15 protein-coding genes are annotated in these 16,196 nt (G+C 57.9%); 6 read left to right on the forward strand and 9 right to left on the reverse strand.

Annotated elements, in window-relative coordinates:
• Nucleotides 1-97 precede the first annotated feature (97 nt).
• From CX511_RS05850 to CX511_RS05865, 4 genes are all read left to right on the forward strand, one after another.
• Nucleotides 98-700 (forward strand): LemA family protein, encoded by a 603-nt coding sequence (locus CX511_RS05850; RefSeq protein WP_045185579.1) that lies wholly within the window; start codon nt 98-100, stop codon nt 698-700.
• Nucleotides 700-1,446: a TPM domain-containing protein gene (locus CX511_RS05855; protein WP_045185583.1), complete on the forward strand. Its 747-nt coding sequence runs from the start codon at nt 700-702 to the stop codon at nt 1,444-1,446. Before CX511_RS05850 ends, CX511_RS05855 begins: the two co-directional genes overlap by 1 nt.
• Nucleotides 1,447-1,473: 27 nt before the next feature.
• Nucleotides 1,474-2,091, forward strand: a complete 618-nt coding sequence (locus tag CX511_RS05860) for a TPM domain-containing protein (protein WP_045185586.1) — start codon at nt 1,474-1,476, stop codon at nt 2,089-2,091.
• A gap of 106 nt (nt 2,092-2,197) precedes the next feature.
• Nucleotides 2,198-3,445 (forward strand): class I SAM-dependent methyltransferase, encoded by a 1,248-nt coding sequence (locus CX511_RS05865; RefSeq protein WP_045185589.1) that lies wholly within the window; start codon nt 2,198-2,200, stop codon nt 3,443-3,445.
• Between the two features lie 74 nt (nt 3,446-3,519).
• Here the strand turns inward: CX511_RS05865 and CX511_RS05870 are convergent, their stop codons facing one another.
• The 5 genes from CX511_RS05870 to CX511_RS05890 all read right to left on the reverse strand — a co-directional run bounded on the left by CX511_RS05870 (nt 3,520) and on the right by CX511_RS05890 (nt 9,791).
• Nucleotides 3,520-4,419, reverse strand: coding sequence for a DMT family transporter (locus tag CX511_RS05870; RefSeq protein WP_101293722.1), 900 nt, complete (start codon nt 4,417-4,419; stop codon nt 3,520-3,522).
• A gap of 106 nt (nt 4,420-4,525) precedes the next feature.
• Complete coding sequence (locus CX511_RS05875; protein ID WP_101293721.1) at nt 4,526-7,078, reverse strand: TonB-dependent receptor; 2,553 nt, start codon at nt 7,076-7,078, stop codon at nt 4,526-4,528.
• A 117-nt stretch (nt 7,079-7,195) separates the two neighbouring features.
• Nucleotides 7,196-8,146: a FecR family protein gene (locus CX511_RS05880; protein WP_101293720.1), complete on the reverse strand. Its 951-nt coding sequence runs from the start codon at nt 8,144-8,146 to the stop codon at nt 7,196-7,198.
• The gene (locus tag CX511_RS05885) at nt 8,143-8,682 is read right to left on the reverse strand and encodes an RNA polymerase sigma factor (RefSeq protein WP_045185596.1); all 540 of its coding nucleotides are present in this window, start codon (nt 8,680-8,682) and stop codon (nt 8,143-8,145) included. Before CX511_RS05885 ends, CX511_RS05880 begins: the two co-directional genes overlap by 4 nt.
• Nucleotides 8,683-8,768: 86 nt before the next feature.
• A complete protein-coding gene (locus CX511_RS05890; protein ID WP_045185599.1) occupies nt 8,769-9,791 on the reverse strand; it encodes a DUF4917 family protein in 1,023 nt (340 codons plus the stop codon).
• A 113-nt stretch (nt 9,792-9,904) separates the two neighbouring features.
• Here CX511_RS05890 and CX511_RS05895 point away from each other — a divergent pair, with 113 nt between their 5' ends.
• Together CX511_RS05895 and CX511_RS05900 are read left to right on the forward strand one after the other, a co-directional pair.
• Complete coding sequence (locus tag CX511_RS05895) at nt 9,905-10,972, forward strand: glycerophosphodiester phosphodiesterase (protein ID WP_082071364.1); 1,068 nt, start codon at nt 9,905-9,907, stop codon at nt 10,970-10,972.
• 69 nt (nt 10,973-11,041) lie between these two features.
• The gene (locus tag CX511_RS05900) at nt 11,042-11,677 is read left to right on the forward strand and encodes a LysE family translocator (RefSeq protein ID WP_045185602.1); all 636 of its coding nucleotides are present in this window, start codon (nt 11,042-11,044) and stop codon (nt 11,675-11,677) included.
• 195 nt (nt 11,678-11,872) lie between these two features.
• Here CX511_RS05900 and CX511_RS05905 read toward each other — a convergent pair whose 3' ends face one another.
• From CX511_RS05905 to CX511_RS05920, 4 genes are all read right to left on the reverse strand, one after another.
• A complete protein-coding gene (locus CX511_RS05905) occupies nt 11,873-13,579 on the reverse strand; it encodes a SulP family inorganic anion transporter (protein ID WP_045185604.1) in 1,707 nt (568 codons plus the stop codon).
• Between the two features lie 134 nt (nt 13,580-13,713).
• Complete coding sequence (locus tag CX511_RS05910; protein WP_143527792.1) at nt 13,714-14,106, reverse strand: hypothetical protein; 393 nt, start codon at nt 14,104-14,106, stop codon at nt 13,714-13,716.
• A 460-nt stretch (nt 14,107-14,566) separates the two neighbouring features.
• Nucleotides 14,567-15,538, reverse strand: a complete 972-nt coding sequence (locus tag CX511_RS05915; RefSeq protein WP_101293718.1) for a hypothetical protein — start codon at nt 15,536-15,538, stop codon at nt 14,567-14,569.
• 11 nt (nt 15,539-15,549) lie between these two features.
• Nucleotides 15,550-16,038: an Hcp family type VI secretion system effector gene (locus tag CX511_RS05920; protein ID WP_101293717.1), complete on the reverse strand. Its 489-nt coding sequence runs from the start codon at nt 16,036-16,038 to the stop codon at nt 15,550-15,552.
• Between the last annotated feature and the right edge of the window lie 158 nt (nt 16,039-16,196).

The raw sequence follows: 16,196 nt of genomic DNA on the forward strand, positions 1-16,196 counted from the left end.
GGGCATCTTTTAGCCGATTGGGCCATTACGATCCAGCGGCGGTGACGGATTATGCCTCAAGTACCAGGGTTCACGCTGATCAAGGAGTAGGGCAACTATGCAGGTCATCCAGTTCAAGGGCGCAAAGGTGTGGCTGTTGCTGGTGCTCACCAGTCTGTTGGCCGGTTGCGGAATCAACAACATTCCCAACTACGATGAGCAGGTCAAGGCCGCCTGGGCCCAGGTGCAGAACCAGTATCAGCGCCGCGCTGACCTGATCCCCAACCTGGTGGAAACGGTCAAAGGCTATGCCAAACAGGAGCAGGAAACCCTGACTGCGGTCATTGAAGCACGGGCCAAGGCCACCTCGATTCAGGTCGATGCCAGCACCCTGGACGATCCGCAGAAGTTGCAGCAATTCCAGCAGGCGCAGTCGCAACTGACCGGTGCGCTCAGCCGCCTGATGGTGGTCTCCGAGCGTTATCCGGACTTGAAGTCGAACCAGAACTTCCTGGCCTTGCAATCGCAGCTTGAAGGCACGGAAAACCGCATTGCCGTAGCGCGCAAGGATTTCATCGCTGCGGTGCAGCGCTACAACACCGAGATTCGCACCTTTCCTGGTCGCCTGTGGCACACCGTGATGTACAGCAACCTGCCGCTACGGGAAAATTTCGAGGCCACTGCCAGCGATGCAGACAAAGCGCCTGAAGTGAAATTCTGATGCGTCTGTTGCACTGGTTGTTGCTGCTGGCGCTGTTGATTGTCACTCCGCTGCGCGCCGAGCCCAGCTTCCCAACCTTGACCGGGCGGGTGGTGGACAATGCCGGATTGCTTGACGCCAGCAGCCGCGAGCAGCTTGACCGCATGCTCACAGGCCATGAACAGGCCACTGGCGAGCAGGTCGTGGTGGTCACGGTGAATGATCTGCAAGGCTTGCCCATCGAGGATTTTGGCTATCAACTCGGTCGCCACTGGGGGATCGGCCAGAAGGGCAAGGACAACGGCGCGCTGTTGATCGTTGCACCGCAGGTGCGCAAGCTGCGCATCGAGGTCGGCTATGGCCTCGAAGAGCGCCTGACCGATGCCCAGGCCTCGGTGATCATCAACGGCATCATCACCCCGGCGTTTCGGCGGGGTGAGTTCAGCCAGGGCATCGTCCAGGGGACTGCAGCGATCCTTCAGGTACTGGGCGGCAATCCCTTGGCCGAACCGTCACGGGCCCAGGGTGGTAGTGATGAAGAGGGCGCTCCAGCCTGGGCCGTCGGCCTGTTTGTGCTGCTGATCATCGTCGTCTTCGCTGCGCAGTCCATGGGCTTGGGCGGCGGGCGCGGTGGCCGTGGCGGCATGGGTGGCATGGGCGGTGGTTTCGGTGGTGGCTATGGCGGCTTTGGGGGGGGCGGTGGCGGCGGTGGATTCAGTGGCGGTGGAGGCGGCTTCGGTGGCGGTGGCTCTTCCGGTGGCTGGTAAAACAATAATCAACGAGATATCCCGTGCATGACATTGCTCAGTGAATTTGAACAGCGCCAGGTGGCCGAGGCAATTGCTCAGGTCGAGCGACGCACTGACGCCGAACTGGTGACAGTCCTGGCAACCCGCGCCGACGACTACGCCTATATCCCATTGCTTTGGGCCAGCCTGTTGGCCTTGCTGGTGCCTGGTGCGGTGTATTACCTGGGCGGCTGGATTAGCGTCGACGGCTTGCTGATTGCCCAGTGGCTGACCTTCATTGCCCTGTGCCTGTTGTTTCGCTTGCCCAGCCTGACAACGCGGCTGATCCCCCGATCGGTACGCCATTGGCGCGCCTCGAACCTGGCCCGGCGGCAGTTTCTCGAGCAGAACCTGCACCACACCGCAGGCAGTACCGGGGTGCTGATCTTCGTCAGTGAGGCCGAGCGCTATGTTGAAATCATCGTTGATGAAGGCATTTCGCGGCGTCTGGACAACCAGGTCTGGGACGCTATCGTCCAGCGCTTTACCGAACAGGTACGCCAGGGCCAGACCTTGCAGGGTTTTGTCACCTGCATTGAGGCCTGTGGGCGGGTATTGACCGAGCATGTGCCCTTGACCCATGAGCGTAACGAACTGCCCAACCGTCTGGTGGTGTTGGCGTGAGCGGCGAACGCTGATCGACAAAAGCTGTGCGCAGGCCGGTCATCCACGTAAAATGCCCGGCATTGCGCCTAGCCGCTCCCTTCGCAACCCGAGGCACCCACCCCCGATGTCCGATTCCCCCACCGCCCAGGCCGCGCCGGATGCGCGTGCGCAGTTTCTGAGCCTGCTCGCCACCAGCCTGCAACAGAACGCGCTGATCAAACTGGTGCTGGCGCGCCATGTCGGCACTGAACAAGCCTTGCAGCGGATTATCGCCAAACCCTTGATGGTCAAGGGGCAGGCCTGCCTGTCGTTTGTCTACCGTTACCAGACCCGCGACATCACCCGGAACCTGGCCAATGAAGAAGCCCTGGCGTTGGTGGCTGAACTGTTGCCGGGCTCGTTTCGTAATGCCCACCTGTTGAGCCTGAGCGATGAAGCGCAGCTGGAGTTCAGCAAGAAGGGCAAGCCAATGCTCCATCGCAGTGCCGTGCAGCAGGAGCGTCAGGCTGCGGCGGGTGAGCATGACCGGGAGAAAAAGCGCTACCTGGAACTGAGTCGGCCGTTCTTGCATGACCTGGGGGTCACTGACAAGCAGCAGGCCTTGATCCCGGCGATGTCACGCAAGTGGAAACAGATCAACAAGTTCATCGAAGTGTTTTCTCATGCACTGAACTCGGCGCCGCTGGCCGCCGATCAATCCTTGCGCGTGGCTGACTTCGGCTCGGGCAAGGGTTACCTGACCTTCGCCATTCACGATTACCTGCGCAATACCTTGCAGCGTGAGGCCCAGGTCACCGGCGTCGAGTTGCGTCCGGACATGGTCGAGTTGTGCAATGGCGCTGCCGCCCGCTTGGAGCATCCGGGGCTGGTGTTCGAGTGCGGTGATGTGCGCAGCGTGGTACCTAGCACCATCGATGTGATGATCGCCCTGCATGCCTGTGACATCGCTACCGATTACGCGATCCACACCGGTATTCGTTGTGGTGCAGCGATCATCATGTGTTCACCGTGCTGCCACAAACAGATACGCCCGCAACTGCACAGCCCGGGTCTGCTCAAGCCGATGCTGCAGTATGGACTGCACTTGGGGCAGCAGGCCGAGATGCTTACCGACAGCCTGCGCGCGTTGTACCTGGAGGCCTGTGGCTACGAGACCAAGGTGTTCGAGTTCATCTCGCTTGAGCACACCAACAAGAACAAGATGATCCTTGCGGTGAAGCGCCAGACGCCGGTGGATTCAACGGCGTTGCTGGAGAAGATCCAGCAGCTCAAGGCATTCTACGGGGTCAAGGAACACTGCCTGGAAACCTTGCTACGTGCCGATGGTTTTTTTGTGGAAGCTGGCCTTGCCAGTGATGCAGGCGCTGCGTAACAGCTGATACTGCGCCGATTGTATCGCCAGCAAGGCGTCTCCCACCGTTTATCAGCAATCCCTGGCAAACACGTTTAGTGTTGGGCAGGGATTGTTGAGGGCGCCGGGTGTACACGGGTCTTGCGCCCCAGCACCACGGTGCCGATGACCCCGGCAGCAAACACCCAGGTAATCGGCTCGACCTGCTCGCCAAAGAACAACGCCGAAAAGGCGATGGTGAAGAAGATCTGCAGCAACTGGATCTGACTGACCCGGGCAATGCCACCCAAGGCCAGGCCGGCATACCAGGCAAAGAAGCCAATGAACTGGGAAAACAGCGACACGTAACCAAACGCCCACCACGTCTGTGCGCTGACCGGCCCTTGATGTTGCACAGCCAGGTACACCACCGGGCCAATCAGCAGCGGGCTGGACAACACCAGGGCCCAGCAGATCACTTGCCAGCCGCCCATCTCTCGCGCCAGCCTTCCGCCTTCGGCATAGCCCAGCCCACCGACGGCAATCGCTGCCAGCATCAACAGGTCACCGGCCTGAATCTGTCCGGCCCCCATGATCATTGCGTACACCAGTACCAGTGCACTGCCCAGCGCCGCACAGGCCCAGAAGGCTTTCGACGGTCGCTCATGGGACAACCAGGCGGCATAGAAGGCCACGCACAAGGGCTGCAGGCCATTGACCAGCGCGCCATGGGAGGCCGGTACGGTTTGCATGGCCCAGGCGGAAAACACCGGAAAGCCCAGGATAACTCCCAGCGCCACCAGGCTTAGGCCCTTGATCTGCTGCCAGGTCGGCCACTTCTCGCGCCGCCACAACAGCAGCGCCGCCGCTGGAATTGCCGCCAGCAAGGCACGCCCCAGGCCGTTGAGCAAAGGATGCAGTTCCTGTACGACGATTCGCGTCATCGGCAGGGTCAGGCTGAAAATGATGACACCCAGAAGGCCAAGGGCCATCCCGGTGTTTTCGCGGCTGGACATAGCAAACGCCTGTGGCGGGTAAGTCCAGCCATTGAGCCACAGCTGACGGGGATGATCTTGTTACAGTTGGTCACAAGATCATCCGTACAGTTGCGCAGGGGCAGGCTCAGAAGAAGCGGGAAATGCTCACCTTGGCATTGCGCCCCTGGCTGTAGGCATAGGCACCGCTGAGTTCGGCGCGGTAGTCGTTGTTGAACAGGTTATCGACGGTCAGGTTGACCTCTGTGCCTTTGAGGTACGGCTGCTGCGGCTTCCAGTTAGCGAACAGGCCATGGATCTGGTAGTCGTCATTAGCGTAGTGATCGTAGTAGCGGTCACCCAGAGAACTTGCCGGACCTTCGCGGTAGCTGTCGCTCGGCAGGCGGTCGGTCTTGCGCACAAATTGTGCCTGCCAGCCCACTTTGGCGTCCCAGCTGGGGATTTTCACGCCTAGGGTGGTGATCCATTTCGGTGCCGGAATGTCCTTGGCCCAGACGTCCGGCCCCCACGGGTTGGTGTAGGCGCCTTCATGGCGACCAGTCATCCATGAGTACGACAGCGAACCGAACAGATAGGTGGAATCGTAAAAACTTTCGACCTCAAAGCCTTTGATGGTCACGCTGTTGATATTGCGGTAGTTGGACATCAGCCCACCGCCGCAGGATTTGGAAATACTTTCACCGGTGACCAGTTGCTCTGGGCAACCGATGCCGGTGGCTTTGAATATCTCGTCGTCGATTTCATTACGGAACAGGGTGGTGCGGATCAGCACCATGTCTTGGTCGGTAAAGACATTCGACAGGTTAGTGATGTTACCGGCGCGCAGGGCGGTGATGCGCTCAGGGTCGAGGTTGCGGCTGGTGGCAGTACGGCTGCCCATGCCTTGGACCTCGAACTGTTCATCGAGTACCGGCGCGCGCCAGGTTTTGCTGTAGTCGGCGAAGAAGGCTGTCTGTTCGTTGGTCTTCCAGAAAATCGACAAACGTGGCGACCAGCCGCTGTAGGTCTTCTCGCTGTAGTCGTGGCCCAGCTTGGCATTGTTGTAGAACGGCGCGTCGTTGTCTTTGCCCTTGTTGGCAACGTGGTCGTAGCGCAGGGAAGGGGTCAGGGTCACGTCACCCAGAGTGATCGCGTTCTGGATGAAATAACCCTGACTGTCGACGCTACCGCTGGGCATGAAGTACGGCTGGTAGTTGCCATTGTTGTACAGAGGTGTTTCGTATTTCTTGCCGGGCATCCACATCTGCGTGTCACGTTCGTGGCGGCGTACCTGGAAGCCAGCGGTGAAGGCATGTTCCAACGGGCCGGTGGCAAACAGGCTGGTGTTGCGCACGTCGAGCATCTGGTCGCTGTATTCGGTGTCCATCTTGCGCCCGCCGGTGGAGGGCTGGAAGTAGGCAGTGGCATCACGCTCGTCGGTCTGCTCGGTATCGGACAGCGAGTACTTCACCTGCAGGTCCACCAGCGGGTTGTTGATCGGCTGGTACTTGTAGGTGGTCGACCAGGTGGTATCGGTGGTGGTGCGCTGGGCCAGGAAGCGCTTGAGGGCATTGTCGTAGCCGAACCTGTCGATGTCTGACTGGGTTGGCGGCGTCGGGTAGGCGGTAGACGAGAACGGCGCCCAGCGCTCGCTTTGCGAACGCGACCAGGAAAAGCCCAGGCTGTGCTCGTCCGTCAGCTGCATGTTGAACTTGAGCAACGCGCCGTCCAGGTCCAGGGCGCTGTTGGGCAGGCGCTTGGGATTTATCGGGTAGTCGTTGTCCGGGTCAGGCAGGGTGTCGGCCAGTTTCATGTCGCCGCCGTCACGTTTGGTCAGGTAGACCAGGGCATCCATGCGACCATCATCGGTACGACCGAACAGCGCTGAACTGTAGACCTGCTGATGGTCGTTGCTGGCATAACCGTACTTGAGCATGGCACCACTGTTGCGGCCCTCCTGCAGCAGGTCCGGGGCATCTTTGGTGGTCATGTTGACGCTGCCGCCGAAGCCACCGTTGCCGGTGAAGACCGAGTGCGGGCCTTTCTCCACCTCGATGTTCTTGATCAGTTCAGGCTCAATGAAGATGGTGCCTTGCTGATAGCGCTCAAAGCCGCTTTTGGTCGCGCCATCGACGCTCATCGGGACGTCTTCGGCGTCCCCCAGACCCCAGATGTTGATGGTCTGGCCACCGGGTTTGGCTGAGCCGCCCATGTTCACCCCAGGCAGTGTTGCGAGCACGCTGGGAATGTTGCTGGGCTGGTAGCGGTCGATGTCTTCCTGGGTCAGGGTCGAACGGCCGACCGTGCTCGAATCCACCTGCTGGCCGTCGCCGACGATGCTCACGGCGCCCAACTGAATACCGTTATCGGCGGTCGGATCGTCTTCGCGCAGGCGCACGACGTAAGTGCTGCCAACTTTGACCACGGCGAAGCGGCTGTTACGCAGCAGATGATCGATGGCCTCCTGAGCTTCGTAAGGGCCTTTGAGTGCCGGGGCTGGCACGCTGCGCAGCAGAGCTTCGTCGAACAGCAATTGCACCTTGGCTTGCTGGGCCAACTGGCTCAGCGATATCGCCAGCGATTGCGCCGGCAGGTTCAGCTCTACCGGCGCCGCTTCGGCCTGAAGGCTCAGGGCCAGACAGGCTGCCAGCAGCGATGGGCGGGCAGACAAGGGTGTGAACGAACGAAACGCAGACAACATGAAATCCCCCAGTACGGCAACAAAGGCCAAAAAGGCCTGCAGTGACTAACGCAGACGGGAGGAAGACGCGGTGCTGTGGAAAACCCTCATATGCGAATGAAAAATATTCTCAGATTTCTATTTGCGCTCGATACGCAGGCTGCCATCGGCCAGGGTCATGGTCTTGACCGGTAGTAGCGCGGGCAAGGCATTGAGTAAGGCGTCAGGGTCGTTGACATCGAGGTTGCCCGAAACCCGGTAGCGGCCCAGCGCTGGATCGGCAATCAGGATCGGCGCAGCGCGGTAGAGTGAGATTTCATCGACCAGGCTGCTCAGCTCGCGGTCGCGAAAGGCCACATGGCCGCTGCGCCAGTCGGCGACTTCCTGATCGCTCAGGGCTTGCTGGCTCAAGCTGCCACGGGTCAGGTCATAGGTGGCGCGCTGGCGTGCGCCGAGCAACAGCGGATCGCGATTTTCACCTGGCGTGTCCAGGGCGACCTGGCCGTGGGCGACACTCAGTACCAGTTCCTGACGGCCGCGGCGCAGGTCGAAAGCCGTACCGACTACGCGCACCCGAGCGCTCCCGGCATCGACATACAACGGGCGCTCTTTGTCGGCAGCAACATCGATGTAGAGCTGGCCGCTATCGAGGTAAATCAGTCGTCGCTCGGCATCGAATTCCACTCGCAGGTGAGTATGGGCATTGACGCTAAGCTGGCTGCCGTCGGGCAGTGTCAGCGTTTGCGCATAGTCGCTGTTGGCTGCCACGGTTTGCACATGGTGATTGGCAGGTAGCCCCAGATTACCGGCCAGTAGCGCGCAGACCAGGGCTGCGGCCGTGGCCAGCACCGGACGCCAGTTGCGTGCCTTGCGCACCGGCAAGGCGACCACTTGGTTGAGGCTTTTGAGCGCAGCCAGGTCTTGCCAGAGCTGCTCGAACTGGGTGTAGGCGTGAGCATGTTCAGGCGTCTGTAGCCACAGCGCAAAGTCTTTGCGCAAGGCCCGTGAGGGATGGTTGCGGTTGCGGGTGAACCAGCTCGCCGCCTGGGCATCGACCGAACGATTATCGGTATCGGGGAGGGTACTCATTGTCGCTGCTCCATGCCGTTGTCACTGTCCAGGCGTTGTTTGCAATGCAGGAGGGCCGCGGCAATGTGTTTTTCTACCATGCTCACCGAAATGCCCATGCGCTCACCGATCTGTGCCTGCGTCAAACCTTCAAAGCGGTGCAGCATAAGGGCTTCGCGGCGCCGCGGCGAGAGCTCGGCAAGGACGCTTTTCAAGTGCTCCAGGCGTTGCTGCTGTTGGGCGTGATTCAACGGATCGGTGTTGGTGTCGAGCCCTGCCTCTTCGTCCGCTCGTGTCTGCTGATCAATCGCGGCATGGCGCACGCGTTGGCGGCGCCAGTGGTCGTTGAGCAGGTTGCGTGCGACCTGAAACAGAAACGCGCGCGGTTGTTCCACCTGTGATCGGTCCCGATAGCCCAGCCATTGGGCGAACACGTCTTGGGTCATGTCGGCGGCATCATTGGCATTGCCCATGCGCTTGCGCAGGAAATGCAGGATGTCGGCGTAGAACCCGCGGCAGGTGTCATGGGCAAGCGGATCGGATTTGGGACGCTGCATGCAAGCTTTCCAGGGTGGAGCAAATAGAAAGTTGCGAATACTATCGATAATAATTGTTATTTGCTATTGGCGATGTTGTGGCGTTATCAGCGTCGCTTGCGCACCGGCGTTGGCACGGCTACTTCCAGGTCGCAGAGCCCAAGGGGATGGCTGCTGGCGTCGAAGAAGTACAGCGGGATGTGTGGAGCGTCGGCAAAGCGCTGAGCGTAATGCTGCTTCTGACTGATGATCGACGCCTCGCTCAATGCTCTGATAGCAATCGCCAGGTGCGTCGGGCGTGCCTGTTTGATGGCCTCAAGCAAGTGGCGATCACTGGCGTCCAGGTGCTGGCCGAACAGGCACAACCCACCTTGATGACCTGCCAGTTCGCCCAGGCACCAGCTCAGGTAGTCAGAGCTGCGAATTGCCTTGAGCTTGTCATCGCTGTTGCTTTCGTTGACGAACAGCGGCACATCGCCGGGGGTGTTCACGGCAAAACCATCGAGCAGCTGACTGCCGCTGGCGCTGCGTTGACGGCTGCTGCCGTCCTGTTGCTTGAGCAGGTGCAAGCCACCGTGCAGGTATAGCAGGCGGGTGCCGGGGCCGCGTGTATGGCGGATGTCGAAATCGCCGTCGTCATTGAACAACGACTGGAATCCTTCCGGAGCATGGCTGACGGCCCAGTGGCAGACCAGGTCGTAGTTGCTGGAATAGACGCTGCGATAGTTGCGCAGTTCGTTGTTGATCACCTGCAGGGTCGCTATCGGCAGCAGGCGCCAGGGGATGTGCACGCTGCGCACGGCGTGAATCAACGCTTCCTTGATAGCGTAATAGCGGTTCAACGGTGCCGATGAACTGATCGCCAGGGCGGCATTGATGCGTACCGTGGTGTTCAAGGCACTGAGCACCGGCTCGAACAGTTCACTGCCCAAGGACTTGAACAAGGCCTGGTCGGTCAGGCTCAAGGGCTTGTGGCGCACGCGCTGGGCTTCTTCGAACAGGGAAAAATAGGTAAAGGGGCGCCACAGCGCACGACTGGCACCATTGCCCAGCAGGAGGCCGGAGCTGGGGTGCGTGGCATTGAGGTCCGGCCAAAGGTGAAGGCTGGCATCGAGGTCGGCGTGGGGCATGGGGTCTGTGTTCCAGGTGCGTCTGTGGATCGGCGCGACTTTAGCATGCCACCGGGTTGTCATCAGTGTTGGTGACTATGCTGGTGTCGCTGGCAATGAAGAGGAGTGGGATTATGAAAGGGTTTCGTAGGCTGTGGGCTCTGCTCTTACTGCCCATTGCAACGCTGGCCGAGGCTGGTCAGGACAGTGAACTGGCAGCCCGCCAAGGCATCCCTTACCCGGCGGTGATTGCTCATCGCGGGGCGTCGTTCGATGCCCCGGAATCGACTGCTGCCGCTTACCTATTAGCCCGCGATCTGGGCGCCGACTACCTTGAGCTGGACCTGCAGCGCAGCAAAGATGGCGTGTTGGTGGCGGTGCACGATGAAAACCTGCAGCGCACCAGTGATGTCGTCCAGCGCTTTCCCGAACGCCAGGACAGCCCGGTCAGTGCGTTCACCGTGGCTGAACTCAAATCTCTGGATGCCGGTAGCTGGTTCAATCAAGCCTATCCCGAGCGGGCGCGAGAACGCTTCAAAGGTCTGCAGATCCTCACCCTGGACGAGGTCATGGACATCGCCGAAGGCCACCCTGACAAGCGCCCGGGCTTGTATATCGAAACCAAGGAACCAAGGTTTTTCCCAGGTATCGAGGCAGACCTCAAAGCCCGCCTGCAAGCGCGTGGCTGGCTGGACAACCCTGGGCGCGTGGTACTGCAGAGTTTCGATCGCAACAGCCTGACACTGCTGCATCAGCACATGCCGCAGGTGCCCAAGGTGCTGCTGTTGTGGATTGGCAAAGGCTATATCGAGCCAGCCTCCGGGCAAAACTTTGCCGAATCCGGTGAGACCGACAAGGCGGCCTTCTATGCACGCCAGCAACCCAAGGACACTGCAGAGTTTGCGCGTTGGCTTGATTACGCCAAGAACGCCGGTGCCATTGGCACCGGGCCCTCGGCGTTGCGGACGGCGGGTGGGGCGCAAAGCTATGCCGACCTGGTGCAACCCTGGATGAATAAGCTGAGCCATGACAAGGGGTTGCTGGTGCATGTGTACACGGTTGACGAGACGGTGGATTTCGCCAAGGTCATGGCCGCGGGTGTCGATGGCATCTTCACCAATCGCAGTGGTCAGTTGTTGCGCTACTTATCCCGTGCGCCCGCGCGGAGCGAAGCACAGATCCTTGCCGCGGGCGGTTATTGAGTCTCTGGTCTGGAATCAGCGGCTACCGTAGACTTCGGCCTTTGCGTAGTCGCCCAGGACCGGTTTCCCATGACCTTTTCACTGTTGTTCGCTGTGCTTGCTTCCGGATTCATTTATGGCATTACCCCGGGGCCAGGCGTGCTGGCGGTGTTGGGAATCGGCGCATCGCGCGGGCGGCGTGCCGGTGCCGGGTTCCTCTGCGGTCATCTGCTCGGTGACGTGCTGTGGTGCAGCACGGCCCTGGTGGCGATTGTCGGTGCCCGCCAGATTGGTAGTTCAGTGTTCGACATTCTCGGTTTGCTCAGTGGCTTGTACCTGTTCTGGCTCGGCCTGCGTGCATTGCGCAGTCGTCCGGGTAATGCAGGCGGTGAACAGGGGCCGGTGCGCAAACCGTTCTGGCACGGCATCGTTTTCGGTCTGACCAATCCCAAGGCGTATCCGGTGGCGGTGGCCACCTTCACCGCGCTGATCTCCAGCCGTGCCGAAACCTTGGAGTGGTCGATGTTGCCGGCGTTGATTGCGCTGAGTTTTCTCGGTGGCCTGCTGGCTTACGTGATCCTGATTGCCATTGTCGGCGCCCGGCATGTACGCACCCTCTACACCCGCTATGAACTGTGGATCACCCGCGCCTGCGGGGTGATGTTCATCGGCTTTGCCGTCAATGCCCTGATGCATGCGCTGCCGGGGTTGATGCCGCGTTCCTGAATTCGGCCGCCGCAGTACATCTTGTAGCCGCTGCCGAGGCAGGAGGCTGCGATCGACTACAGAGCAGTCGCAATGCGGTCACCTCATTAGGCTTGGGAATCGCGGTGGTCAGGTTTTGCGGCCGTTTCCCGCCCGATCGCAGCCTCACGGCAGCGGCTACACCTGTGGGAGCCGACCTTGCCGTCTCGGAGTCAATCAGAGCGGCTGGGGCAAGCCTTCCTTACGGCTGCGATTACGCCACAAACGGTACGCGCGAATCCCCGAACGCACCGAACCAAAGAGCATGCCGCTCTCCATTTCCCGCGCAATCCCCGAGCGCACCAGCATGCGCAAGAACTGTCCGCGTGCCCGGGCGATCCCGAAGTGGATACCACGCGCGCTAAGGGTGTCACGCACTTCGCGCAGCGCGGAAATGCCACTGACGTCGATGGAACTTACCGCTTCAGCGTCAAACAGCACTGCCCGTGGCTCAAGCTCCTGTTGTACCGCTTCGAGCAGGCGCATCTTGAAGTAGTCGGCGTTGAAAAACAGAATTGCATCATCGAAGCGATACACCACCAGGCCTTTGACCGTGCGTGCCTCCTTGTGCTGACGGATGTCCACCTGGCCTTCAACGCCAGGTATCCAGCCAAGCACTGCATCGGTGGGTTGGTAGATGCTGTAGAGCAAACGCAGGATCGCCAGGGTCACGGCAATGATAATGCCCGGCAGCACCCCGACCCCCAGCACGCCTGCGGTAGTCAGCACACACAGCCAGAATTCGAAGCGGCTGAGCTTGTAGATTTTGCGTAGGGATTTCACGTCGATCAGGCCCCAGCCGGCCATCAGCAGCACCGCGCCCAGGGCCGCCTGAGGAATCCAGGCCATCGGCGCGGTAAAGAACAACAGGATGATGGCGATCACCAAGGCGGCGATAATGCCCACCAGTTGGCTTTTGCCACCGACCATGTCGTTGACGGCGGTGCGTGAGTCGGCGCCACTGATGGCGAAACCTTGAGACATCCCGGCAGCGATGTTGGTTACGCCAAGTGCGAGGAATTCGTGGTTGGCATTGATCGCGTAGCCATGCCGGGCGGCAAAGCTGCGGGCAGTGAGCATTGCGCTGCAAAAGCTCACCGTGGCGATACCAAGGGCGTCACGCAGCAGGCTTTTCATCTCACTGAGGTTGGTTTCAGGCCAGGCCAATTCTGGAATACCGGCAGGTACCGGGCCGAGAATCGCCACGCCGAAGTGGTCCAGGCCAAACACGCCGACCACCAGCGTCGCCAGCACCACGGTGACCAGTGCGGCGGGCAGGCGCGGGAAACGGCGGGGTATCCAGATCAACAGTGCCAGACCGGCCAGACCGATGCTCAGCGTTACCCAGTGGATTTCTCCCAGACGCTGCAGCAGGTTGATCAGGCTGAGGATGAAACCATCACCTTCAATCTTGAACCCCAGCACTTTACCCAGTTGACCGGCCAGCAGGCTCAAACCGATGCCGTTGAGGTAACCGATCAGAATCGGACGCGAGAAAAAACTGGCAATAAAGCCGGCGCGGGCCAACCCGGCACCGATCAGCATCAGGCCCACCAGGAGGGTGATAATCACCGACAACTGCGCCAGTCGGGCGGGATCCCCCATCGCCAGCGGGGCAATGGCCCCTGCCACCATGGCGCAGGTGGCCGCATCTGGGCCGACCATCAACTGGCGCGAACTGCCCACCAGGGCATAAACCATCATGGGCAGAATGCACGCATATAGCCCGTACTGCGGCGGCAGGCCGACAATTTGCGCATAGGCGATAGCAATCGGTATTTGAATCGCAGCTACCGACAACCCGGCCTGCAGGTCGGCGTGGAACCATTCGCGACGATAACGCAAGAGATTGGCCAGGCCCGGGAGCCAGCGAGACAGCAGCATGAAAGGGTCCTTTCGAGTGTTGCGCGACAGGGCTGAAAAACAGGCAATTGCCTTTATTAAAGCGTATTGCGAGTACCGGGGTAGGGGGTCAGATCAAAAGGTTGTGCTGGGCGGCTGTCGTCAGCTTGTCCGGGCTAGGGGGTGGGGGATAGGGAGGTTTTTGAAACGATTGCAACAGCTGCGAGGGCACAAGTAGATAAGATCAAAAAACAATAGTTGGTGAGTATAAGTGTTTTTAATTTTTTAGGAAATGCCAAAATTTCAGGTAATGAACCAAGTTCTCTTTTCGCGCTTAGGACTGGCATGGTTAAAACTATAGCTATGGCGTTAAGCCTGTAAATGGCGCCTATCCATCCGCTGTATAGCAGCATTTTTCTGTTGTTGGATATCCAGGCGGAATTGACTAAATGGATCTCCGCTTTTTCTAGCTTGAAACGTATTAAATAGGCCATGTAGAACAAATTCAGAAGCATCGCTGCTATTACCACTCCAGCAATAATGCCAAGCTCAAATCTTGTAGTGCTCATAGGTCTCGTGAATATCAGTTGTCGCCAATGTTGGTCGAGTTTTTAGAATCGTCGGTTCTTGCATCAGTGCAGGTGCTAAGATGTACTTGCTATGTTTTTGATAAGCTCACGGTAATCGTAAGGCAGCACAGTAGTAAAATTAAAGAGAGATAATTGCTTATTATGAGTAACTTTAATTTTTTAGGAAATGCCAATATTTCGGGGAGGTCGACTAGATTTCTTTTTTTACTTAATTTAGGCATGGCTAGCATTATTGCAATTGCATTTAGCTTGTAAATGGACCCTATCCACCCTGTTTTTGCTAGGGCTTTTTTGTTGTCTTGTATCCAGTTTGAGTTGGGGAGGTGGCTTTCAGCAATGGGTAGCTTGAAGGTTGCTAAATACGCCATGAAGACAAGATTCAAAAGCATCATTATGCTTATTGCGCCAACGATAAATCCTAATTCTATTTGGTTCACTTTTAGAATGCCTCGTAGATGGCATTGCCAAGCAGTTCACCGCCTTTACCACCTATATGGCCGGCGGCGGCTCCACCAATGATTGAGCCTATAAAAGCACAAGCAAATGCACCAGGTCCTCCAGTTGCAATGCCGAGTGCAATAACGCAAAGGCTGGTTGCGGCCATTGCGCCTACGCCGCCCCCGGCCGATCCGCTTAGTATGGTAATTCCGAGCTTGCTTGTTTCAACATATTTTGCTTTCCTGCATTCGTCTTCACGGCCACTTGAACACGCATTGTTGATGGATATTCCGGTTGCGGTAATATCTAATCCTATGCCTAAGTATGTTCCGTGTTTCAAAAGATTTGAAGCTTTCGCCACGTCATTAATTGTGTCGGCGTACCCTGCGATTACTCCAGAGTGTAAATAGCTTTTCGTGGAAATCCCAAGTGTTTTCTTGATAGACCCCTGGTTGCGCAGGCCTGACCCGTAGCTGGCAAAGCTTTTTAGTTGGTTTTCGAGCTTTGCAAATAGGATTTTTCGTTTTACGTAAAAGGCTTCCCGGCTGAGGATTGTTCCACTTCTAAGATGATCTTTATGGGCTATGTCAATTTCTTCAAGCGTTATCTTGATACCTTCCAGATGTTTGCTCCAAGAGCTGCTCATGCTGCCAATGCCAAGAGCGGAGTATCCCAGCGTTTTTGTTAGAAGCTCATGGTTCTCAATAAGAAAACCATCGCTTTGTGCGCCGTTGGTCATCAATGCCGTATGGGTATTGGCGGCCATCCTCATATAAAAAGCTTCTTCGGCTGTACAGGAGGGAGTAGAGTTGTCTCCAACGATTATAATCTCGCCTGGTAAGACTACCGAGTTAACAATGTGCGAATTCAATATGTCGAATTTCGCGCTAGAGTTTTTACCTAGCTGTAAATTTGACTTAAGGTATGAGTAATTTTGTACGTGTGGGTTTATGAAGCTCTTGACTTCTGGCATCGGCGATTGCCTCAGGAGTACTTTTTATTATTGATTCGATCCCAGCCGCCAGCAACGTTACCTCCGCCGCTACCATCCCCTCGTTTTTGCTGGGTGTAGGTCGTTTTTATCCGGCCGTAATTTAGACTGATGGACTCAGTTGGAACGCCATCATTCGCACTTTGCGAATAGTCTGAAATAATCACTTCTTCCAATGTGATCTCAAAGTACTTGAGTTTTTCACCGCCGGCACGATGTAGTGTAACGACAACTTCTTTTAAGTGTTCGCCTGCACAGCTGGCCTCTATGAGCTTGCAGCTGGATTTGTCTAGATTTTTGGTGAACGTGAAGTCGCTCACGGTTGTGCGTCCAGAAGACGCTCCGCCAGACGAACTTGCGGTAGCTGATGTGCTTTGATGAGTACCGAATCGGTACCCGGTGATTTCTATCCAGTCCTTGTGTTGATCATCAAGGGCTTCGCCAGGGATACCATCGATTTTGAGGAAAGCGTCAAATGCCATGTTCAATCGTCCTTGTCTGCATGTCATTTGAACAGTAGAACATTTTGAACGGGTAACGCCACCCCTGTAGGGGTGCTCAGGAGCGAGACCTGTTATCTGAATATTTCAACGTAGGATTCTGCTATCCATGCCGCCTACTTTGTAAACAAGGACAGGGT

Source organism: Pseudomonas sp. S06B 330 (assembly GCF_002845275.2).
Taxonomy (GTDB): Bacteria; Pseudomonadota; Gammaproteobacteria; order Pseudomonadales; family Pseudomonadaceae; genus Aquipseudomonas.

Excerpts from the sequence above, each read along its gene's own strand:
- CX511_RS05850 (WP_045185579.1), top strand. The coding sequence starts at position 98 with ATGCAGGTCATCCAGTTCAAGGGCGCAAAGGTGTGGCTGTTGCTGGTG.
- CX511_RS05855 (WP_045185583.1), top strand. The coding sequence starts at position 700 with ATGCGTCTGTTGCACTGGTTGTTGCTGCTGGCGCTGTTGATTGTCACT.
- CX511_RS05860 (WP_045185586.1), top strand. The coding sequence starts at position 1,474 with ATGACATTGCTCAGTGAATTTGAACAGCGCCAGGTGGCCGAGGCAATT.
- CX511_RS05865 (WP_045185589.1), top strand. The coding sequence starts at position 2,198 with ATGTCCGATTCCCCCACCGCCCAGGCCGCGCCGGATGCGCGTGCGCAG.
- CX511_RS05870 (WP_101293722.1), bottom strand. The coding sequence starts at position 4,419 with ATGTCCAGCCGCGAAAACACCGGGATGGCCCTTGGCCTTCTGGGTGTC.
- CX511_RS05875 (WP_101293721.1), bottom strand. The coding sequence starts at position 7,078 with ATGTTGTCTGCGTTTCGTTCGTTCACACCCTTGTCTGCCCGCCCATCG.
- CX511_RS05880 (WP_101293720.1), bottom strand. The coding sequence starts at position 8,146 with ATGAGTACCCTCCCCGATACCGATAATCGTTCGGTCGATGCCCAGGCG.
- CX511_RS05885 (WP_045185596.1), bottom strand. The coding sequence starts at position 8,682 with ATGCAGCGTCCCAAATCCGATCCGCTTGCCCATGACACCTGCCGCGGG.
- CX511_RS05890 (WP_045185599.1), bottom strand. The coding sequence starts at position 9,791 with ATGCCCCACGCCGACCTCGATGCCAGCCTTCACCTTTGGCCGGACCTC.
- CX511_RS05895 (WP_082071364.1), top strand. The coding sequence starts at position 9,905 with ATGAAAGGGTTTCGTAGGCTGTGGGCTCTGCTCTTACTGCCCATTGCA.
- CX511_RS05900 (WP_045185602.1), top strand. The coding sequence starts at position 11,042 with ATGACCTTTTCACTGTTGTTCGCTGTGCTTGCTTCCGGATTCATTTAT.
- CX511_RS05905 (WP_045185604.1), bottom strand. The coding sequence starts at position 13,579 with ATGCTGCTGTCTCGCTGGCTCCCGGGCCTGGCCAATCTCTTGCGTTAT.
- CX511_RS05910 (WP_143527792.1), bottom strand. The coding sequence starts at position 14,106 with ATGAGCACTACAAGATTTGAGCTTGGCATTATTGCTGGAGTGGTAATA.
- CX511_RS05915 (WP_101293718.1), bottom strand. The coding sequence starts at position 15,538 with ATGCCAGAAGTCAAGAGCTTCATAAACCCACACGTACAAAATTACTCA.
- CX511_RS05920 (WP_101293717.1), bottom strand. The coding sequence starts at position 16,038 with ATGGCATTTGACGCTTTCCTCAAAATCGATGGTATCCCTGGCGAAGCC.